Origin of the sequence: Empedobacter sp. UBA3475 (assembly GCF_002378465.1) — a bacterium.
Classification (GTDB): domain Bacteria; phylum Bacteroidota; class Bacteroidia; order Flavobacteriales; family Weeksellaceae; genus Empedobacter; species Empedobacter falsenii_B.
Map to the genome: position 1 here is coordinate 19,317 of NZ_DFRA01000061.1, position 20,033 is coordinate 39,349.

Annotated in this window: 22 protein-coding genes and 1 pseudogene; 9 read left to right on the forward strand and 14 right to left on the reverse strand. The window is 30.3% G+C overall.

Annotated features, from left to right (window positions below):
* Positions 1-4: 4 nt before the first annotated feature.
* The 6 genes from B3I31_RS12630 (at position 5) to B3I31_RS12655 (ending at position 4,270) form a co-directional block, all read left to right on the forward strand.
* Positions 5-418 (forward strand): YeeE/YedE family protein, encoded by a 414-nt coding sequence (locus B3I31_RS12630; protein ID WP_114999314.1) that lies wholly within the window; start codon positions 5-7, stop codon positions 416-418.
* Positions 419-420: 2 nt separating this feature from the next.
* Positions 421-1,050, forward strand: coding sequence for a Crp/Fnr family transcriptional regulator (locus tag B3I31_RS12635; protein WP_219034541.1), 630 nt, complete (start codon positions 421-423; stop codon positions 1,048-1,050).
* A 277-nt stretch (positions 1,051-1,327) separates the two neighbouring features.
* Positions 1,328-2,131: a YeiH family protein gene (locus B3I31_RS12640; RefSeq protein ID WP_409516649.1), complete on the forward strand. Its 804-nt coding sequence runs from the start codon at positions 1,328-1,330 to the stop codon at positions 2,129-2,131.
* A 115-nt stretch (positions 2,132-2,246) separates the two neighbouring features.
* Positions 2,247-3,641: an MBL fold metallo-hydrolase gene (locus B3I31_RS12645; protein WP_291060314.1), complete on the forward strand. Its 1,395-nt coding sequence runs from the start codon at positions 2,247-2,249 to the stop codon at positions 3,639-3,641.
* Positions 3,642-3,666: 25 nt separating this feature from the next.
* Positions 3,667-3,936, forward strand: a complete 270-nt coding sequence (locus tag B3I31_RS12650; protein ID WP_291060312.1) for a rhodanese-like domain-containing protein — start codon at positions 3,667-3,669, stop codon at positions 3,934-3,936.
* Positions 3,937-3,961: 25 nt separating this feature from the next.
* Positions 3,962-4,270: a thioredoxin family protein gene (locus B3I31_RS12655; protein WP_291060310.1), complete on the forward strand. Its 309-nt coding sequence runs from the start codon at positions 3,962-3,964 to the stop codon at positions 4,268-4,270.
* A gap of 71 nt (positions 4,271-4,341) precedes the next feature.
* Here the strand turns inward: B3I31_RS12655 and B3I31_RS12660 are convergent, their stop codons facing one another.
* From B3I31_RS12660 to B3I31_RS12685, 6 genes are all read right to left on the reverse strand, one after another.
* A complete protein-coding gene (locus B3I31_RS12660; RefSeq protein WP_291060308.1) occupies positions 4,342-4,569 on the reverse strand; it encodes a YHS domain-containing protein in 228 nt (75 codons plus the stop codon).
* 2 nt (positions 4,570-4,571) lie between these two features.
* Positions 4,572-5,537, reverse strand: coding sequence for a hypothetical protein (locus B3I31_RS12665; protein WP_291060307.1), 966 nt, complete (start codon positions 5,535-5,537; stop codon positions 4,572-4,574).
* A gap of 10 nt (positions 5,538-5,547) precedes the next feature.
* On the reverse strand, positions 5,548-6,588 hold the full coding sequence (locus B3I31_RS12670) for a cytochrome-c peroxidase (protein WP_291060305.1): 1,041 nt from the start codon (positions 6,586-6,588) through the stop codon (positions 5,548-5,550).
* A 43-nt stretch (positions 6,589-6,631) separates the two neighbouring features.
* Positions 6,632-7,474, reverse strand: coding sequence for an MbnP family protein (locus B3I31_RS12675; RefSeq protein WP_291088110.1), 843 nt, complete (start codon positions 7,472-7,474; stop codon positions 6,632-6,634).
* 84 nt (positions 7,475-7,558) lie between these two features.
* Entirely contained in the window at positions 7,559-7,789 is a 231-nt protein-coding gene (locus B3I31_RS12680; RefSeq protein ID WP_291047165.1) for a hypothetical protein, read from the reverse strand.
* 208 nt (positions 7,790-7,997) lie between these two features.
* On the reverse strand, positions 7,998-8,312 hold the full coding sequence (locus B3I31_RS12685; RefSeq protein ID WP_219034535.1) for a hypothetical protein: 315 nt from the start codon (positions 8,310-8,312) through the stop codon (positions 7,998-8,000).
* A 530-nt stretch (positions 8,313-8,842) separates the two neighbouring features.
* Between B3I31_RS12685 and B3I31_RS12690 the strand changes: the two genes are divergently transcribed.
* On the forward strand, positions 8,843-9,220 hold the full coding sequence (locus B3I31_RS12690; protein ID WP_125350614.1) for a GreA/GreB family elongation factor: 378 nt from the start codon (positions 8,843-8,845) through the stop codon (positions 9,218-9,220).
* A 73-nt stretch (positions 9,221-9,293) separates the two neighbouring features.
* Here B3I31_RS12690 and murI read toward each other — a convergent pair whose 3' ends face one another.
* Together murI and B3I31_RS12700 are read right to left on the reverse strand one after the other, a co-directional pair.
* Complete coding sequence (gene murI, locus B3I31_RS12695; protein ID WP_219034534.1) at positions 9,294-10,103, reverse strand: glutamate racemase; 810 nt, start codon at positions 10,101-10,103, stop codon at positions 9,294-9,296.
* A 132-nt stretch (positions 10,104-10,235) separates the two neighbouring features.
* Positions 10,236-11,330: a PepSY-associated TM helix domain-containing protein gene (locus tag B3I31_RS12700; RefSeq protein ID WP_291060301.1), complete on the reverse strand. Its 1,095-nt coding sequence runs from the start codon at positions 11,328-11,330 to the stop codon at positions 10,236-10,238.
* A gap of 69 nt (positions 11,331-11,399) precedes the next feature.
* On the opposite strand from B3I31_RS12700, the gene B3I31_RS12705 reads away from it, so the two are divergent.
* On the forward strand, positions 11,400-13,622 hold the full coding sequence (locus tag B3I31_RS12705) for a TonB-dependent receptor (protein WP_291060299.1): 2,223 nt from the start codon (positions 11,400-11,402) through the stop codon (positions 13,620-13,622).
* A 204-nt stretch (positions 13,623-13,826) separates the two neighbouring features.
* Here the strand turns inward: B3I31_RS12705 and B3I31_RS12710 are convergent, their stop codons facing one another.
* Positions 13,827-14,405, reverse strand: a complete 579-nt coding sequence (locus B3I31_RS12710; protein ID WP_219034531.1) for a hypothetical protein — start codon at positions 14,403-14,405, stop codon at positions 13,827-13,829.
* Between the two features lie 150 nt (positions 14,406-14,555).
* Positions 14,556-14,732, reverse strand: a complete 177-nt coding sequence (locus B3I31_RS12715) for a helix-turn-helix transcriptional regulator (protein ID WP_219034530.1) — start codon at positions 14,730-14,732, stop codon at positions 14,556-14,558.
* A 176-nt stretch (positions 14,733-14,908) separates the two neighbouring features.
* Here B3I31_RS12715 and B3I31_RS12720 point away from each other — a divergent pair, with 176 nt between their 5' ends.
* Positions 14,909-15,178 carry an integrase core domain-containing protein gene (locus tag B3I31_RS12720; RefSeq protein WP_291060297.1) on the forward strand — a complete coding sequence of 90 codons (270 nt, stop codon included), beginning with the start codon at positions 14,909-14,911 and terminating at the stop codon, positions 15,176-15,178.
* A gap of 77 nt (positions 15,179-15,255) precedes the next feature.
* On the opposite strand, the gene B3I31_RS12725 is transcribed toward B3I31_RS12720, so the two are convergent.
* The 4 genes and pseudogenes from B3I31_RS12725 to B3I31_RS12745 all read right to left on the reverse strand — a co-directional run bounded on the left by B3I31_RS12725 (position 15,256) and on the right by B3I31_RS12745 (position 20,014).
* Positions 15,256-15,810 (reverse strand): hypothetical protein, encoded by a 555-nt coding sequence (locus B3I31_RS12725; RefSeq protein WP_219034422.1) that lies wholly within the window; start codon positions 15,808-15,810, stop codon positions 15,256-15,258.
* Between the two features lie 157 nt (positions 15,811-15,967).
* Positions 15,968-18,417, reverse strand: a pseudogene (locus B3I31_RS14655) (TonB-dependent receptor domain-containing protein).
* Complete coding sequence (locus B3I31_RS12740; RefSeq protein WP_291047162.1) at positions 18,404-19,243, reverse strand: AraC family transcriptional regulator; 840 nt, start codon at positions 19,241-19,243, stop codon at positions 18,404-18,406. Before B3I31_RS12740 ends, B3I31_RS14655 begins: the two are co-directional and overlap by 14 nt.
* A gap of 126 nt (positions 19,244-19,369) precedes the next feature.
* The gene (locus tag B3I31_RS12745) at positions 19,370-20,014 is read right to left on the reverse strand and encodes a porin family protein (RefSeq protein ID WP_286495437.1); all 645 of its coding nucleotides are present in this window, start codon (positions 20,012-20,014) and stop codon (positions 19,370-19,372) included.
* Between the last annotated feature and the right edge of the window lie 19 nt (positions 20,015-20,033).

Here is a 20,033-nt window from a genome sequence, read left to right on the forward strand (position 1 = left end):
TCTCATGAGAAGTTTAGTTTATATCATATTAGGTGTTATCTTTGGTGTAACCATGTACAAGGCAGAAACGGCCTCTTGGTTTCGCATTTTCGAAATGTTCAATTTTCAATCTTTCCACATGTACGGATTTATTGGTTCGGCTTTGGTTGTAGGTTTGATTGGAATACAATGGATGAAAAAGAAAGAAGTAAAAGATATCGATGGTGAAAAAATTGTGATTCAACCCAAAACGAAATCAATTGCTCGTTATTTGATCGGAGGAATTTTCTTCGGATTAGGTTGGGCTTTAGTTGGCGCTTGTCCTGGACCAATATTTGTGTTATTAGGCGCGGGAGTTTATCCAATTTTAATTACAATTTTAGGTGCATTAATCGGTACCTTTCTTTACGGAAAAATTAGAAACAAAATCCCACATTAAACATGATAAAAGAGAAAATAGAAGCAACTTATCCATATCAATTTGAGGAAGAATTATTGAATGAAATCGATGAATTAGGATCTTTGATAGAATTTAAAGCGAATGATGTGATGATAGATTTGAACCAATTTATCAAAGGAATGCCAATTCTTTTGAGTGGTGCAATCAAGATTATGCGCGAAGATTTTGACGAAGGAGAATTGTTGTTGTATTTTCTCGAAAAAGGTGATACATGTGCTATGACGATGGCGTGTTGTTTGGGTGATAAACAAAGTAAAATACGTGCTGTTGCCGAAACTGATGGAGAACTGGTGATGATTCCGATTGTAAAAATGGACGAATGGTTGGCAAAATATCCATCGTGGAGACGTTTTATTTTTGATAGTTACAATAATAGAATGGAGGAAATGTTGGTAGCGATTGACAATTTAGCTTTTAATGATATGAACGAACGTTTGAAAAAATATCTGTTGGATGTCGCAAGTATCAATAAAGGTAAAGTTGTGTTAAAAACGCATCAAGAAATTGCTTATGAACTCAATACTTCTCGTGTTGTTATTTCTCGTTTGTTGAAAGCTTTAGAAAAGGAAGGTTTCCTTCAACTGAATAGAAACGAAATCACGATTAAGTAAGTAATTATTAAAAAATATAAAAGGAAGCGCATTGTTAAGCTTCCTTTTTTTTTGTTGAAACAATTTATAATAGAAAATTTTATAAAAATAATATCATTTGTAACAAATGTTACAATCTATTTTGATACGGTCAATTACTTTTGTTTTTGTATTTCATAAAACAAATGATTGCCCGTATAGTTTATTTTGGATTGTTGCTATTTACTTTTTTTCCTTTTGTAGAGTCGTCTGTGGCGTTACTTTTAGGGATTGGTTATGGTTTAATTTTTCAGAATGAATTTGGGAATTCTCAAAACGATATTCAAAGAAATTATTGAATATTGCAATCATTGGTTTAGGGTTAGGTTTGAATCTTCACGAGGCAGTTTCGGTAAGTAAAGATGGATTTTTTCTCACTTTTATTTCTGTGTTAAGTGTTTTTACATTAGGATTTGTATTCTACCGATTATTAAAAATCAATAAGAATACATCGCTGCTGATTACTTCAGGAACTGCTATTTGTGGAGGAAGTGCCATTGCCACAATTTCTTCGGTTTTACAACTAAAAGCGAATCAAATTACCATTGCTATGGCAGTTGTGTTTGTGTTGAATGCGATTGCATTAATGATTTTTCCGTTTATTGGACATTATTTTCAGTTATCGCAATATCAATTTGGTTTGTGGTCGGCAATTGCAATTCACGATACAAGTTCTGTTGTCGGTGCAGCCAAACAATACGGTGAACAAGCTTTAGAAGTTGCAACTACTGTGAAATTGAGCCGAACATTATGGATTTTTCCGTTCGCTTTATTAATTGGTTATTTCAACAAAAAAGAGAACTCTTCTTACAAATTTCCTTATTTCATTATTGGTTTTATTACAACAATGCTTATCGCTACTTATTTTCCTCAAGGCGAAAAAGTCTATCATATTTTACAAGGAATTTCGAAACAATTAATGGTTGTTGCTTTATTTATGATTGGCTCGTTGATTAACTTACAATCCATCAAACAAGCAGGTTTTAAAACCTTATCATACGGAATATTACTTTGGATTTTTATCTCCATTTTATCTTTGGTTTTGGTTTTAAATTATTTTTAAAATCTCTATCCTCTCTATTTTTAGGTTTGTAACATTGGTTACTGTCGATTGTTTTTTAGTAACTTAACTTTGATTCAACAAATTAAAAAAGGTTAAACCATAAAAATATTATCATATGTTTTTTCAACACATTTTTGAAAAGTCATTGGCGCATTCAAGTTACCTTGTAGGTTGTCAAGCAAAAGGAGAAGCAATTGTAATCGATCCAAAAAGAGATATTGATACATACTTAAAAATAGCAGAAGAAAATAAGCTGAAAATTACGCATATTGCCGAAACACATATTCATGCTGATTATCTTTCTGGTAGCCAAGAGTTAGCTTATGTAACAGGTGCGAAGATGTATTTGTCTGATGAAGGCGGAGAAGATTGGCAATACGATTTTGAACATATCGGATTAAAAAATGGGGATAAAATAAAAGTTGGAAATCTAATTTTTGAGGTGATGCATACACCAGGTCACACGCCAGAAAGTATTAGTCTTTTGTTGACGGATAAACCTGCGACGAAAGAACCAGTTATGATTTTTACTGGAGATTTTGTTTTTGTAGGAGATATTGGTCGTCCAGATTTATTAGAAGAAGCTGCTGGATTAATTGGTACTAAAGAAGTAGGAGCAAAGCAGATGTTTAAATCGTTGAAAAAATTTCAAGCATTACCAGATTATTTACAAGTTTGGCCAGCACATGGAGCAGGTTCTGCTTGCGGAAAAGCTTTGGGAGCTGTAGCAAGTACGACGGTTGGTTATGAGAAAATCAGAAATTGGGCGTTGCAATTTGATTCGAATGAAAAAGCATTTGTTGATTATTTATTGGCAGATCAACCCGAAGCACCAGCTTATTTTACAATGATGAAAAAGTTGAATAAAACAAAACGTCCTTTGTTGATCGAAGTTCCGAAGTGGGCTAAATTAACATACATCGAATTTGAAAAAGCAAAAGATTTTGGAATGAAAGTGATTGATGCGCGTATCAAAACAGATTTTTCCCAATTGCATATTCCAGGAACGCTTAATATTCAAAACAATAAAACGTTCAATACATGGATGGGGTGGATGGTAAATTATCAAGAGCCAATTGTGTTGATTGTAGAAGAGGATGAAGTAGAAGAAATGACACGAAAATTGATGCGAATTGGTTTGGATAATATTTACGGCTACATTAAACCAACAGATTTATTTAACAATTTAAGTTCTTTACAATCTTCTATTTTAATCGACGCAGATACAATGGAAAATTACATTGGAAATGAAGAGGTTCAGATTTTAGATGTTAGAGGTGAAACAGAATTTAAAGAAGGTCATATCGAAGATGCGAAGCATATTTTTGTCGGTTATTTACCAAAAAGATACAATGAATTAGATCCAACTAAAAAAATTGCCTTGCATTGTCAAGCTGGAGATCGGGCAACGATTGCACAAAGTTTTTTGGAATCGAAAGGTTTTGATGTTGAAAACTATAGTGGAGGAATTGCTGATTGGAAATTGAATCAAAAACCATTAGTTAAATAATATGTTTTTCAAAAATATTTTAAAAATGTTGACATCAAATTCGAATGTAGAAAACTATCTACAAGAAGGTGCTTTATTGTTGGATGTTCGTACAAAAGCAGAGTTTTTTGTGGGACATCATGCAGATGCGGTGAATATTCCGTTGCAAGAATTAGAAGTGAGATTAAAAGAATTACCAAGTAAAAAAATTGTAACAGTTTGTAGAAGTGGAGCTCGTAGTGCGCAAGCAGCAACAATTTTAAATAAAAATGGATTTGATGCAATAAACGGCGGTCCTTGGCAAACAATAAAATAAGTGTAAAAATATCTAAATTTTAAAAATGGATTTATTTGATAAAATACAAGGAAATAATTATTATTTGATTGATTTTTATGCAAATTGGTGTGCTCCATGTCAATTACAACTTCAGTTTTTAGAAAATTTGAAAGAAAAATTTCATGATAATGTAGAAATTATAAAAATAGATGTAGATAAAGACAAAGTAAGTACTATTCAATTTGATGCAATGTATCAAGTAAATGGTGTACCAACTTTGATGCTTTTTCATCAAGGAAAGCTACTTTGGAAACATTATGGAGTAAAGTTTGAAGATGATTTACAGGAAATTGTAAAACAATTTTTGATATAAAAAATGACAGTAGTTGCTTAATAATTCTTCTTAGAATCAACTGTAACTACTGTCAAATTATTTTCTTACTCTTACTTTTTCTTCATGTATTTTTTTGGATTTTTTTTGAATTCAACTTTACAACTTTTACTACAAAAACCATAAATTTTCTTTTGATAAATTGCGGTATCTGTTAAGAATTGTGCGGTATTCATTCCACAAATAGGATCTTTCTCGTTTACAACTTTTACTTTTAGTTTTTGTTGAGCAAAAATTGAAAAAGAGAGGATAAAGAATGTTAATGTTAATATTTTTTTCATTGTTATTGATTTTTAGATTGAAATAAATTGTAATTAAAAAAGAAACCTATTCTGTTTTTTACTTCGATTTCTCCCGAATTTAAATCAGAAAGTATAGGTTGAAAATATTCTATACCAAAATTAAATTTTTGAGCAGCTGCTTCTAATCCTAATTTCGCAAATTGAGCTTTTCCTTTAGATTTTGGAATCGTCTCCCCAAATTGTTCATTTTTATAATAAAGTTCGTTTTGAAAACCGACTTTTCCAAGTAATTTTAATTCATTGTTAATGAAAAGATGTTGTAATTGAATTAATTGATTCCATTGATCTCCAAATTTGTATTTCTTCTTATTCTCTCCTTTCAAGTTGTAGTCTGTTACTAATTGTAAAGTCAAATTCTTAAAAGCTAATTGGTAATTTATTGCAAACTGAGTATCCCAACTTCCTGTACCTAATTGAAAACTTGGATTGGTTGTTTCAGCATTTGCTTGATTAAATTTTGCGATTGGAATTTTTAAACCTATTGCAGCACTTAATCCATGTTTTAGCTCATTAGAACTTGTATTTGATTGAATGACTTTAACTATTCCCATCATATTTAAATCTCCAATACCAGAAATAGAAGAAGAGTTTTTACCTTCTTTATTATGAAAATGGTAAGGAATACTAGCATTGATGTCAATTCTATTATTTATTGGAATTCTTGCCCATAATTGAATGGTATTGAACAGTTGCTTTTGTGTTCTTTTATTAGAAAAAGCATCTTCTTTAGCTTTATAAGATTGATGAAGGTAACGAATACCAACGAAATTTGAATTTATAAGATTTTCAATTCCATTTGAGGTTGAAGTCGCAGAACAACCGCAAGCATCACAATCTAATTCTAAATCATATAAATGAGAGACTACAATAGAATCATTTTCTGTATGAGCAAATAATGAAATGGGTATTAATAATATAACGAAAAATAAATTGATATATAATTTCATTTGAATAGATTTAAAATTCTGCATAAGCAGGGTTGTTAATAAATGAGTAATCAGTTAATGTTTTTAGAAAAGAAATAATTGCCTTTTTTTCTTCTTCTGTCATAGGAATTCCAATTCGATTATTTTGTTTGAGTTGAGAATCCAAATTTTTATCATTTTGTATGCCTTCTGAATAAAAATTCAAAACAGCTTCTAAACTATAGAATCGTCCATCGTGCATATAAGGTTTGGTCATTTCAATATTTCTTAAACTTGGAACTCTAAACTTCATAAAATCAGTCGAATCTAATGTCACACGATATAAACCTCGATCTTTGTATTGTTTATTATAATACATTCCTGTATTTCGAAAAGACTCATCTGTAAAAAGTGTTCCTTTATGACAGCTTGAACATTTCTGTTGAAAAAGTTGTAAACCTTTTTTTTCGGTTTCGGTTAAATTTGTCTCTTTCCTTAAATATTGATCATATTTAGAATCTTTTGATACAACTGAAGCCATAAACTGTCCTAATGCGCTGAGAATACGATTTGCATCGATTTTATCATCTCCGAAAGCATTTTTAAACATTTTTCGATAAGAAGAATCTGATGATAATTTCTTAATGATTTCGGGAAAAGTAGTATCCATCTCTTCTTCAGCTGTAATAGGAGAAATTGGTTGTTGAGCTAAATCATGAATAACGCCATCCCACATAAATCGATTTAGAAATGCCAAATTTTGAATAGGAGGAGCATTTCGAATTCCTAATCGATCATCAATTCCATGACTAACAGGATGTCCGTGGTGAGTAAAGGCATTTTCTTGAATATGGCAAAAAGCACATGAAATAGTATTATTTCTAGATAATCGACCTTCATAAAATAGTTTTTTTCCTAACTCAACTCCATTCTTAGTTAACGGATATTTATCTGTATCAAATGTTATTTTAGGAAAATAAGAAGGAATTTCTAATTGATAAGGTTCATCAACGATCTGTCCATAATCGATATCATCATCGTTACAACTTAACAAGATGAATAAACTGAAAATAATTGTTATTATTTTATTCATTGTTGTAGAATTATGCGGTGTTTATAAAACACCGCTATAAACTTTATTGATTTTTTTCGTCGTTATGTACATGATCAACTCGAAACATATTTTGTATGTTTTCTGTGACCAATTGTGCAAAGTTGGAAGAACCCATAATGTTATTGTTCGACTCATCTAATATCAATTTATGATCACCACTTAAATAGGTATTCAAATTTGCCATAATATGAATAGAAGGCTTAATTTTAGAAGTTACTCGTGCAGATGTAGGTAAATCTAATGTTACTTCTTTATATAAATCTTGAACATTATTTTTGTTAATATCTCCCATATTTCCAGTATGAGTTAAGAAGAAAGTGTCAGTAGTAGTTTTGCCATAAAAACCTTCTATTTTAAAGAAAACATAACCAGCAGCCCAAGCCCAAGTCATTCCATTTTTCTTTGCTTTTTCCCAAAAAGTAGCTTGTCCAGTTTGGCCTAATAAATAAGCTTTCTGAGATACACCAAGTCCGAAACGTACTTTTGTATATTTATTTTGAGGGATATTATCCAAATTTAAATAAACGACATTAGCTATAGCAGAATCTTGATTAATAACAAAAGCGCCTTTGTCTGGATCGTTTTTATGATAATCAAATTCATTTCCTTTTTCATCAATTAATGTGATGTTAGAAATGATATATTTTAATGTTGTCAATTTATGTTTTTGTCCGTTTGATGAGGTTTGCGTTGTTTGATCTAAAACAATTCCTCCCAAATTATCAAATCCATTTTCAAACTTTAATTGAATTTTACCTGTTTCGGTAGATTTAATTTCAGAGAAATCATCATCGTTGTTGCAGGAAGTAAATAAAGTAAGTAATGCGATAAATGATAAGTTTAAAAAATATTTGATTGTTTTCATTGTAATAATTGTTTAATTTTTTTGAATAAAAATGCTGTTGGAAAACAATTATTGTTCTCCAATACTGAATATTTGTTCTATTAATTAAACAATTGGAGGTTTTAGATATTTAAAAACCCAATCGATAGAATAGGATGATAGCCAAAAGAATCGATGTTTTATTTTTACAATAAAATCTTGAATAAATGGAATATTTAAGGATTCGAAATGTATAAAAATTTCTGCAAATCGAATATTTTTTACTAAAACCGAATCAGATTCTTGTTCTGTTTCTTTTAGTTGCTTCGATAAATAACATTTTCCATTACATTGCATTTCTGGTCGCTCTTTATTGATACAATACTCATCAATAATCTTCTCCTGAGTACTAATGAATACAGTAAAAGGAATTAGTGATCGAAAACCAATTAAAAGCACGAACAATGCAATCAATAAACAATTGAAACTTTTGACAAATCTTATATGAAATGTCAACTTGATTAAATGTTAATGAGATAATAATTTGATAAACAAGAATTATTTATCAAATAGGAGGCTGAAGTTGTTGATCTAATTGATATTGAGTTTCGAAAGCTAATTCGATAGTCGAAATTTTTTCAATAGATTTTATGAAGGTAAATGTGTTAATTTCGAAGGTAGGTTGATAAATAAAATAATCAATTGCACGCAAAGAAACTTGAATTTTATTATCATCATTTTGTTCATCATTAACAGTCTTGGAAATTTGTTCTTTCAGATAACAAACTCCATTACACAATAATTCTGGACGCTCTATATTAACACAATATTCGTTAGAAATCTTATCATAATTTACCAAATAGTCAATAACAGGTAGCAATGGTCTACAAGTTATTAGAACAACAGTTAGTATGAAAAGGTAAGATTTCAATTCCTTAAAATTTTTATAAAATTAGACAGTTTTTATTTATTTTGAAAATGAAGATTATCAGTTTTTTCAGAAATTGAATTCAAGTTTCTTTTTATTGAAATGACATTAATGAAATAATCTTAAAAGGTTTATATTTTTTAGATTGAGAAAGATATCGTAACTTTGAATTAATCATTTTAGAATCAATTCATGGCAAATTTTATTGACATCTATAGAAGAAACAACCAATTGTGGTTGTTTTTGTCGTTGGCATATTTGCATGATGATACTTTCTTAAGAAGCTCGAAAGAGTTTATCAACTAATCCCTGTTACGACTCGAGACAGGGAACCTTCTATTTTTTTCAATTATCAATTATTTTCAATTTTCTGTAAGGAGATTTGTATCAAATTTTAGCGAATTTTATTTTCGGTTATTTGATATTTGAGTCTTAGAGAATCTTCTTCGAATGATTGAAAGTTTAACTAAGAATTTATCAAAATGACAACAAATATTATTTTAACAACAGGATTATACGATTTAATTAAAGACCATTTAAGAAGAAAAAAAGTAACAGCAGAACAAGAAAATATCTTAACAAAAGAATTGCGTCATGCAGAACAAATTTTGAGAAGAGATTTGGCTGATAATATTGTGACTGTTGGGAAAAAAGTAACAATAAAAGAATTAAATTCAAATCAAGAATATCAATTAAATTTTGTTAGCCCAGAAAAGGCAAAACCGAAAAAGAATCGTCATTCTATTTTAATGGACGAAGGTTTAGCAACAATTGGTTATAAAATTGGTGATGTAATTGAATGGCCAGCAAATGATGGCTCAAAAAAATATGAAATTCTGAATGTAGAAGCAGTTTCATAATTTGTCCAAAAGCATAATAAAAAAACCGAGCATTAGCTCGGTTTTTTATTGGTATATTTTCTGGAAAAATATTTTAAACATCTAAATGTGAAGCAGTAATTTTCTGACCATAAAAAATTGTTGTATTTGCTTCAAAACTTTTCGCATCATCTGTCGTATAAAATGTAAGATGCCCATTTTTTGAACATTGTGTTTCTACTTCGGGATGACGATGTAGATAGTCAGTTAATTTATTCGCGACCAATTCTCCTTGCGAAAGAATTGTTACATTTTCTGGTACATATTGCGAAATAACAGGAAGAAGAAGCGGATAATGTGTACAAGCCAATACAACTGTATCGATTTCGGATGATTGATCAAATAAGCGTTGAATATCTTTTTCTACAATATCGTGCGCAGCTTTGCTATCAATTTCATTATTCTCAACCAAAGGAACCCAAAGTGGACAAGCCAATTGAAAAACATCAATTGTTGAATGAAATTTGTTCATCTCGATTTTATACGATTCAGACAAAACAGTTCCTTGTGTAGCTAAAATTCCGACTTTGTTATTCTTTGTGTATTCATTTATCGATTCTGTTGTTGGGCGTATAACACCCAAAATTCTTTTGCCTTCGGGTAAATCATTTTGCTGAATTGTTCGTAAAGCCTTTGCAGAAGCTGTATTGCAAGCAAGTATAACCAAGTTACATCCCAAATCAAACAATTTAAAAACGCATTCTTTGGTGTATTCATAAACTGTCTCAAACGAGCGAATTCCATAAGGGCAACGAGCATTATCACCTAAATAGATATAATCGTATTGCGGAAGTTTTTTCTGTATTTCTTTGAAAACGGTTAATCCTCCATAACCAGAGTCAAAAACACCAATTGGTCCTTGCATATTCGCTTATTTTTGAAGCACAAATTTACAAAATGTATTAAGATGTTAGCGTAATAATTTGGTTTGAAAATTTACATATAATTAATAGAAATAATAAATTTTATAATCTATTCAACAATTGTTTGAATAAAATTATTTTCTTTTCTGCTTCCGTTTTTTATTTCGCCAAATTATAAAACCTGTAATAGGTAAACTTGCCACAATTATTGAAGAAGTAAAGGCTAATATTTTACCAAATAAACCTAATATTTGTCCTGTATGAATGTCGTACATTGAGTTTGCAAACTTTTTACCATTTGATAAATTCTCATTCATTAATTGAGAAACCTGAAATTGTTCCGAATCAAATTGATATTCGTCAACCGCATAATAACGCAAACTTTTATGATACGCTCTTATGGCCAAAGGATTTTTTTCGGGTACGGGTAAATAAATCCAATACATAGAAGCTGTTGGACTATTTTTTAAACTATAAGCATATGCAGAATCAACAATAGTGTAATTGTCTTCTAACATTTTTTTAGGCTGATAGACATATCCTTTTTCTTCATTTGGAAATGATTTTCCAAGATTAACGATTTGCATATATGAATTGCGAACAGGTTTGAAACTAAATGCAATACCTGATAAAGCGACAATAAATGCAATACTAAAAGCATAAAATCCCAGTACATTATGCAAATCATAATTGATACGTTTCCATTTTGCTTTGTATTTTATCGTTAACCCATTTTTAGCTTGTTTTCTCTTTTTGGGCCACCAAAGAATTAAACCGCTTATCATAATCATGATAAAAATAACAGTTGAAAAACCAATTATATTTTTTCCGATATCACCCAATAAAAGATTCATATGAATGTATTGTATCACCAAGAAAAAATCTTGTTTCATATTTTCTTGATGTAAAATTTTCCCTGAATATGGATTAATATACACAAAGTAAGATTCTTTTTTATCATCCATCGTCATCACAACCGTTGATCGATCTTTATCCATATACATCACTCGAAGCACAACATGTTTAGGATTTTTGTCTTGTACTTTATGGATAATTTTACTTGGTTTTATGAATGGTTGATGAACAATCTCGACTTTTCTATAATCAAAAAGAGTATCTTTTATTTCATCTTGAAAACAAAATATAGCTCCTGTTATTGCCACAATACAAACAATAATACCTGTAAATAATCCAAACCATTTGTGAAAGAAGAGAAAATATTTTTTCATTAATAAAAATTAATTTAGAATAAATAAAAATTATATTTGCAGCAAATATAAATTATTTAAAAACACACTATGAAAAAAAATATCATCTGTTTAACAATTTTATTGGGGAGTGCCTCGCTGTCATATGCCCAAACGAATGATAGTATATCCACAGATTTGAATGATGTTGTGGTAGTTGCTTCAAGAAAACCTACTAAAATATCTGATTTGGCAGGAACTGTTTGGGTGATCAATCAAGAACAAATTGCGCAACAAGCTAAAAATGGTGTTCCATTAAAAGAGGCTTTAGCGATTATGATTCCAGGGATGGATGTTGGTTCGCAAGGAAGATCAAATTATGGTCAGAATATGCGTGGACGTTCGATGTTAGTGATGATAGACGGTGTTTCCTTAAACAGTATCCGTAACATAAGTCGTCAATTGGATGCAATTGATCCGTTTAATATCGAAAGAGTTGAGGTTTTATCTGGTGCAAGCGCAATTTATGGCGGAAATGCGACAGGTGGTATTGTCAACATTGTGACGAAAAAAGCACTAAAAAATGGAATTAGTGGCGAAACAGAACTTGGTTTACGTACAGGTTTTTCAGGAAGTGATGATCATGATTGGCGCGTTGCTCAATCTATTGGTTACAAAAATGATAAATTTACTGGACGTTTGGCTGTTGCTTTTCAACAAAATGGTGGAGCTTATGATGCAGATGGAGATCAAATATTTGCAGATATTTCGCAATTAGATTTACAATATAATCAATCTATTGATGTGTTGGCAACAGCAGGTTATAAATTCAATCCGAATCATCAAATCAATGGATCTGTGCAATATTATCGTTCCAAATATAGTGGAGATCGTAGTTTATATTTAGGTGAAAACATTAGTGTTTTAACCAAAGGAGATGCTTCTGTTTTGGAGATGCGTGATGGTTTTGATACGGATAAAAATCCAGGAACAGAGCGTGTAATGGGAACATTGAGTTATAATGGAACGAATATTTTAGGAGGGCAAGATGTGTATGTTCAATTTGCTTCTCGTGTTGAAAAATTAGGATTTTATCCATTCCCAGGTAATTTAACGTTGCCTTCTGGGACAAGTCCTTATATGTCGGCTTCTCAACAGGATACGTATTATTCGGGTCTAAAAGCTGTTTTGGTCAAAGATTGGGGAAAATTGAAATTAACATACGGTGCAGATGTTGATTTTGAAAAGTTTGAAGGTCAACAAAATGTATTTGATTCTCAGAAGTCATTATCAAGTGGAGGAATGATTAATCACACTGTTTTAACGATTGATCGTTATCCAACTAATCATTCTACAAGTTTTGCAGGATATGCGCAAGCTGAGTATGATATCTTACCTCAATTGAAAGTTTCGGGAGGAATTCGTTACCAAGATATTTCGATTAAGTTGGATGATTTTATTGGTTCTACTCAACAATTACAAATCGCTAATGGTTATGGAAACAGTGCCGATTATATTCCAGGCGGAAAAAGCAGCTATAATATGACGATGCTAAATGCTGGTTTGTTATATAAAATTAATGAATTGAACCAAATTTGGACAACTTATTCACAAGGAGTTTCATTAGCTGATCCATCAAAATTTTATGGATATGGAAATTATAAATTTAATTCTGCAACCAATAATTGGGATTTAAGTTCGAGTGTGAATGTAAAAGATTCTCCTCTTTCTGGTGTGAAAACAGGACAATTTGAACTTGGTTATCGTTTCAGAACAAATAATGGATTTAAAGGACAAATCTCTGGATTTATCAGTAATTCCGACAAAAATATTGCTTTAAAACGTGATGGACTAAATCTTTGGGTAGAAGTGGTTGATCAAAAATTAAGAAATATGGGCGTAGAAGCAGAGGTTTCTTATACGAACGGAGGATTTTATGTTGGAGCAAATACATTGCTAATCAAATCTGAAGTGGAGAAAAATGGTGATTGGCAAAAACAAGATGTTTCAACTTCTGGACCTTCTAAATTTACAGCTTATGCAGGTTATGGATTTGATAATTGGAATTTTAGATTTCAAACTTTACAAAGTTTCAAATACACAGATGGTTTGGAAAATGTGATCGATTCATACAATACATCAGATTTAATGGTTGCTTACAAATTACCTTTTGGTAAAATTAATTTAGGTGTTCAGAATATTTTTAATACCGATTATCAAACAATTTGGAGCGCAAAATCACAAGTTTTGTATAGTGCATATAAAGTTCCAGAATTGTTTTATTACGCTGGACGTGGAAGAACTTTTAATCTAAGTTTTACATACAATTTTTAATTTATGAAAGCGAATCATTTGATTCGCTTTTTTATTTTAAGGGAATTAAACACCGAACTAAAAAATAAGATTAATGATTGCAGGAATGATTCGAAAGCCAATAAAGCAAAAAAAATCGTAGAGTAGGATAGGTAAAAGAGAACAAATATATGGGCTAAAGAATAGATTTTTGAATTTATTTTCTATAGAGAGGTTCTATAATTTTTACCAATTATTAATTTTATTCGATTTATCTAAAATCTCTTGAATTAATTTATTAAAATGATTCTCCAAACCAGTTACTGCATCAGGATAATCGACTTCATTCTTTTTATTATAGATAGAATTTTTGTTTTTGCTTGTTGGATTCAATACGAGATAATAATAATCTCCTATGCTCGAATTCCACTTTCTTGCTTCAAAAGAAGGTCGATTAATTCGAATTTTATCATCTTTAAAGAGAATTGTAATCGAATAAGATAAGTCATATTCAATCTTTGACTTTCCTATTTGCATATAATTCATTTTTTGTTTTACAGTTAAAGCTTCTTGCTCATATCCATTTATTGTTATGCTTTCATTTTCGGCTAAACTCAATACTTTCTTTGGATCTTTGTACATACTCGATAAGGCTGACAACACAATTCTGTATAACTCATTTTTTTTGGTATTTGGTTTATCAATTACGATATAATCAGTTTTATCTTTAGATGAAACAAATCCATTTGATGTTAAAGTAAAATATTGCGCATAGCTAAATTGCGATAAACAAATAATTGTAAATAAAGTATATAAGATTTTCATATTTCATTCGTTTAAATACTAATTTAAGAAAAATGTCTCATTTTTGGAATGAATACTTAAAAATCAATGTGTTAAAGTTTATGAATATTGTTTACATAAAATATTTTTACTTCTTGTAAATAGAGGTGATTTAGCTATGTCATTCATCCTTCAAACTTCGTCAATCCATTTGTATAAATCGATTTCAGAAGAGATGTCAAAGGTTTTTCTTAATCTACTTTTTCTTGTTTGCACAGTTCTTATTGCAAGGTTGTTGTATTCTGTAATATCTTTTGTTGTAAAACCTAATTTGAGTAAAGAACAAAATTTGAATTCGTCTGGAGTCATTTCAGGATTAAAGGATATGACTTGTCCTGAATTAGCTATACACAAATTGCAAGTGTATGAAAAAAACAGAAAAAGTTGAAAGTGGTTTACCAAGAAAAGAAGTTACTAGAATTTATGGTTTAGGAAATTGATGTTTGGATGCGAAATTATAGATCAGAGATTTATTGCTCATAAGTATGATCGAAAAAGGTGATCCCTATGAAAATGCAATGGCAGAAAGGGTTAGTGGAATGATTAAAATGGAGTTTAACCTGTATGAAAGCTCATTAGGTTTTGATCAGACAAAGATTAAAGTTAATAATAGTCTTAAATCATATAATGAATTGAGACCACAAGTAAGTTGTGATTATTTAACTCCAAATGCTGCGCATTTACAATCAGAAAAATTGAATAAAAGATGGAAAAACTATAATAGGAGTTTTAATTATCAAAACTCTCTTGTATAGTAAGTTTAGGATTAAGATGAATTAGTGTATATCGAAAATACTACTTTTCTGTATCCGAGTTGTATCCATCTTTCACCTTACTTCTTATTATAAAAATCAATTTGTCGTTGAATTGTTTTTTCGGTTTGAATAATGTCTAATATTAAAATTTTGATGGTTTCTTTTTTGTTCTTTTCTGTTTCATAAAAGTTGGAGTACAAGAAATTCATGAAAAATTCTGTTTTGTTCTTTAAAATGTCTTTTTGTTCTTCAATATTAGACAAAGAAGTGATTTTATCATAATTTATCAAGTCTATTTTGGAAGTTGAAACTGATTTCCAAGCGCTTGTTTTAATCTGAGGAATAAACACACCTTTACATTTCATTGTGACACCCAAAATGTTAACACTTTTGTTATCAGCATAGTATTCAAGCGAATCAACATAAGAATTTTGCAATGGAATATTGTATTTTATTTCTTCCGTTGTTTCATTCAATTCACTTTTTATCGTTGAAAATACTTGATTAATATACACTTGGTCTTTTCTATTTGTGTTCCAATTGTCAATAAACAGTGCAATCAAAATACCTACGGTTACAGGAATAATTTCTTTGATAAATTGAATTGAATAATTTTCTAATGCTTTCTTCATTAAATTTAGTTCTTGTTAATTTATATTGATGTGTTAAATCAAACAAATATCTCATATTCATCGGAATGCACCATAACTATTTTTATATTTTTTGATAAATAGTGGCGAAATTTAAAGGTTAACAATTAAGTTGATATTTTTGAGATTTGTATTAAGTTTAATTTGCTCTGTTTTGTTCCTCGAAATTCACTTTTTTGTTGTTTTCTTTCACTTTGTTATTTCCAAAATTGTATGTTAAACTAAGTTTGAAACCTCGGTAATCATTGTATTGATTAAACTCCGAACGATAATCGCCATTATACGAATACCCTTTGTTTTTAATCGTTTTGAATACATCATTTACCACAAAATTAGCTTGTAATTTTTTATCGAAAAACGAAGCTTTAATGCCTGGCGAAAATTCCAATTGATCTTGCAGTTTTATGTTGGCATACGTGAACGGAAGCGAATGCCAGAAGTTTAGCATCAAAAACCACGTTTTATTCTCATTTAATGTAATAGTGTTGTAAAAGGTATATGACATCGAATAAACTTTCAGTTTTTCCAATTCAGAAATGGTCGGTTTTGTGATTGTATAAGATGCATTTGCATTGATTGAGGTTTCCCAAATTTTGAAAAATGTGTTGTAATATCCAATATTGAATCCCGTTCTGTTTTGGTCATAACTATTTTCTATTACATTGCTGTAAATTCCGTCCGAAAAACGTGCAATATTCGATGTGTTATTTTGGCTAAATTGATTGTAAAGTCCAAATGTAAATTTTCCTTTGTACGAATAATTTAGTTCAATATTATCATTAAATGATGGTTGTAATTTAGGATTTCCTGTGTAATACATATACGGATTCGTGTACCAACGGAATGGATTTAAAGATTGAAAATTGGGACGATTTATTCTTTTGGAATAATTGATACTGAACGAATGATTTGTAGTTGGTTTGTAACTGATATAAGCTGTAGGAAATAATTTTCCGTAGTTCTTTTTCAGACTGCTGTTTTCGTCATTTGGTGTAAAACCTTCTAGCGAAGTGTATTCGTATCGTAAACCAGCTTTTGCTGACCATTTTTGATTGAAATCTTTTGAAAGCTAACATAAGCCGCATAATTGTGTTCTTTGTAATGAAAAATATTGCTATTCGATGGGTTCAAAACAAAATCTGCTTCATCAAATTCATAGTATTCCACATTCGATTTGTTATCCAATAGTGTATATTTTGCTCCAGTTTCTATGTTCAGCCATTTGTAAGGAAGCGTAAGATCTGATTGTACCGAATAAATCGCATATTTCATTTTACTATTATTTCGAACAATAGCATTATGCTGATTCGTGTTGTTAAAAGTATTTAAATTGTTGATTTTATTAGGACTATCGTTCAAGTAATTCGCTGTAAAACTTAGTTTTTTACCAATGCTGTCCAATTTTATGTCATAATAAGTATTCAAAGTATGTGTTGGTGTTGTCCAACGTTGTTTTTGAAGGGTTACTAATGTAGAATCTATAATAGAATTTGTTTCATAATGGCTTAGTCCATCCGTCTTCATATTATAATGCTGATTGGAATAGTCGTAAATAAGACCGATGTTTTGTTTCTCATTTATTTTATAATCAAGGCTGTAGTTTAACCCAAAACCATCGGGCGTATCTTTTCTTGTTTCCGAGTTGTAGACACTGTTTGTTTTGCTTAAAAGATCTCGAGTTCCAACGGCTTTATAAGCCATATCAAATTGCCTTAATTTCAACGAAGTGCTTAATTTTTTCGATTGATAATTAAGCGTTCCGCCCGTTCTGAAACCACTGTAAGAATTTTTTTGATACGAAGAATTTACACTCCCGCTCCAGCCAATATTAGGATTTTTCTTTAGAATAATATTAATAATTCCACTATTTCCTTGTGCTTCATATTTTGAAGGAGGAGTTGTAATGATTTCAATTTTCGCAATATCATCAGAACGAAGCGATTGTAGATAATTAGTAAGTTCGCTTCCTGATAAATTAAGCATTCTGTCATTCACCATAACCGAAACATTTCCTTTTCCTACAATAGAAATATTATCATTCAGTACATTCACCATTGGTGTGTTTCGTAAAGCGTCCAAAGCAGACATTCCTTGCGAAGCAATAGAATTTTCGATATTACAAACCAGACGATCAACTTTCTGTTCAATTAGTTTCTTTTTTGCTGTAACCGTTGCACCTTCTAAAGTTGTAGCATCTTGAATTTTGATAAGTCCTAAGTCTTTATCTTGTTTAATTTCTATTTCTTCTGAATAAAATTCTACGCCAAACTGTTCTATTTTAAGTAAATAATTTCCAGCATCTGTTTTCATAGAAAATAATCCCAGACTATCTGTATATGCTTGATTGATAAGTAAACTATCATTTTTAAAAAGAAGAATATCAGCAAATTCAAGTGCTTTATCATGTTGATTGATCACTTTTCCATTTATCGAAAATTGTTGTCCAAAAACTGATGAACAAAAGCTGAAGGCAATCAAATAGCAGCTAATCAAAATAAGATTTTTCATATGTTGTATTTTATTTATAACAAAGAAAAAGTATAGAACAAAGAAAAAATTGTAAAAATCGTGCAGCTTAATGTTGCGCATAAATCCAAGCCAATTGTTCTTGTTGAATGCTTGTTTTATTTCTTAATTGATTGGGCGATTGTCCCGTAATTTCTTTAAAATCGCGGATAAAATGAGATTGATCGGTGTAATTATTTTGGTAAGCGATATGCGTAAGTTTTTCTTTTTCGAAATGGAGAATAGAATTTAGCGCTTTTCTAAATCGAACTGTTTTCAAAAAAGTTTTTGGACTTTGCCCAATTTGATTCATAAACAGGCGATACAAGGTCGATTCATTCATCGAAAGATTTTTGGCTAAAGGACCAACTTTTAATTCATCTGTTTGTTGAATAAGGTATAAGATTTCTTTAGTTTTAGTATTTAAATAATCTTGATTTAAGCTTTTCAATAATATATGTTCGAGCATTGAAATTCTTTTCAACGAATTCTTTTCCTCAAATAATTGTTCTGTAAAATCTGTTGCAAATTTTGGGAAAATCATTTCGAAAACTTCATCACTTTTAATTAATTCATCGTACGAAATATTTGTAAATAAGCGTAACGCAGCTGGATGAAAAATGATGCAAACTTCATCTAAAGAAGCATCAATGCTTACATTAAGATTAGATTCGTGAAATCCTGATAAATAACTTTTGTATGTAGCATTTCCTTTTAAGGTAAAAAGATGTTTGTTTGTTTTATTCTGTTCGAGAATGATTTTATTCTGTTTGTAAATGGCAAGACACAAATTGGTGTTAGGGAAAGTTGAATAGTCAATCTTTTCATCTTTTTTAGATTTGAAAAGGATGAAATACTGAACGATATTTTTTAATTCAGGATGATGAGGTTGTATAATTTCGGTTTTCATAAACGTACACGTAATAAAATCAATTTTAGCGAATAACACGTTGATAGCGTGTTCTATTCTATAGACGCTTTTGTTTGATGTATGTTACCTGTAAGTTCGAATTATTTTAATATTATGCTTGAGGAATTAAAAATTATATGCAAATCCTGCATTTCCATATATGTTATACATTTTGAATGAAATGGCTTCGAAATTCTTTTTGAAAACCTGTTTGTGAGCCATTGTTACATCAAAAAATAAACTGAAATGATTCTTTAATTTATATTCAGTTCCTAGTTGGCTTCCAAATTGAAAAGGACTTAAATAATCAGAAAAATCGTACAAACCTTTTGCTGTGTTTTCAAATGTTGTAGGTTCACCGATTGGACTTCCTTCTCTAAAAACACCATCGTAAATATATCCTGAAAAAGATTTATCAATCAAGGCAGAAAAGTAAAATCCGCCATATAAATTCCATTTTGTAGACGCGTTCCATACCAATAGAACCGGCATAGAGACATAAGCATTATCCATTTCGGTAATGACATGTCCTGTAAAAAAGCCTTTGGTTTGTGCTCCAGTATCGTTTTGTATTTGTGTGTAATAGTTCTTTACTTTCGCTTGTGTTTTCATTCCACGACCTTCTACGTTTAATCCGACACGAACACCTAATTCACGTTTATCGTTGAGCCACTTTGTTGCATTTATACCTATTCCTAATTGCAAAGTAGGGTTATAGCTTTCAATTTTTCGGATTTCAGCAGGCATTCCAATCGGTGAAGCTCCTCCAATGTGGGTACGTCATATCCTC

Excerpts from the sequence above, each read along its gene's own strand:
- B3I31_RS12630 (WP_114999314.1), top strand. The coding sequence starts at position 5 with ATGAGAAGTTTAGTTTATATCATATTAGGTGTTATCTTTGGTGTAACC.
- B3I31_RS12635 (WP_219034541.1), top strand. The coding sequence starts at position 421 with ATGATAAAAGAGAAAATAGAAGCAACTTATCCATATCAATTTGAGGAA.
- B3I31_RS12645 (WP_291060314.1), top strand. The coding sequence starts at position 2,247 with ATGTTTTTTCAACACATTTTTGAAAAGTCATTGGCGCATTCAAGTTAC.
- B3I31_RS12650 (WP_291060312.1), top strand. The coding sequence starts at position 3,667 with ATGTTGACATCAAATTCGAATGTAGAAAACTATCTACAAGAAGGTGCT.
- B3I31_RS12655 (WP_291060310.1), top strand. The coding sequence starts at position 3,962 with ATGGATTTATTTGATAAAATACAAGGAAATAATTATTATTTGATTGAT.
- B3I31_RS12660 (WP_291060308.1), bottom strand. The coding sequence starts at position 4,569 with ATGAAAAAAATATTAACATTAACATTCTTTATCCTCTCTTTTTCAATT.
- B3I31_RS12665 (WP_291060307.1), bottom strand. The coding sequence starts at position 5,537 with ATGAAATTATATATCAATTTATTTTTCGTTATATTATTAATACCCATT.
- B3I31_RS12670 (WP_291060305.1), bottom strand. The coding sequence starts at position 6,588 with ATGAATAAAATAATAACAATTATTTTCAGTTTATTCATCTTGTTAAGT.
- B3I31_RS12675 (WP_291088110.1), bottom strand. The coding sequence starts at position 7,474 with ATGAAAACAATCAAATATTTTTTAAACTTATCATTTATCGCATTACTT.
- B3I31_RS12680 (WP_291047165.1), bottom strand. The coding sequence starts at position 7,789 with ATGCAATGTAATGGAAAATGTTATTTATCGAAGCAACTAAAAGAAACA.
- B3I31_RS12690 (WP_125350614.1), top strand. The coding sequence starts at position 8,843 with ATGACAACAAATATTATTTTAACAACAGGATTATACGATTTAATTAAA.
- murI (WP_219034534.1), bottom strand. The coding sequence starts at position 10,103 with ATGCAAGGACCAATTGGTGTTTTTGACTCTGGTTATGGAGGATTAACC.
- B3I31_RS12700 (WP_291060301.1), bottom strand. The coding sequence starts at position 11,330 with ATGAAAAAATATTTTCTCTTCTTTCACAAATGGTTTGGATTATTTACA.
- B3I31_RS12705 (WP_291060299.1), top strand. The coding sequence starts at position 11,400 with ATGAAAAAAAATATCATCTGTTTAACAATTTTATTGGGGAGTGCCTCG.
- B3I31_RS12710 (WP_219034531.1), bottom strand. The coding sequence starts at position 14,405 with ATGAAAATCTTATATACTTTATTTACAATTATTTGTTTATCGCAATTT.
- B3I31_RS12715 (WP_219034530.1), bottom strand. The coding sequence starts at position 14,732 with ATGACTCCAGACGAATTCAAATTTTGTTCTTTACTCAAATTAGGTTTT.
- B3I31_RS12720 (WP_291060297.1), top strand. The coding sequence starts at position 14,909 with ATGATCGAAAAAGGTGATCCCTATGAAAATGCAATGGCAGAAAGGGTT.
- B3I31_RS12725 (WP_219034422.1), bottom strand. The coding sequence starts at position 15,810 with ATGAAGAAAGCATTAGAAAATTATTCAATTCAATTTATCAAAGAAATT.
- B3I31_RS12740 (WP_291047162.1), bottom strand. The coding sequence starts at position 19,243 with ATGAAAACCGAAATTATACAACCTCATCATCCTGAATTAAAAAATATC.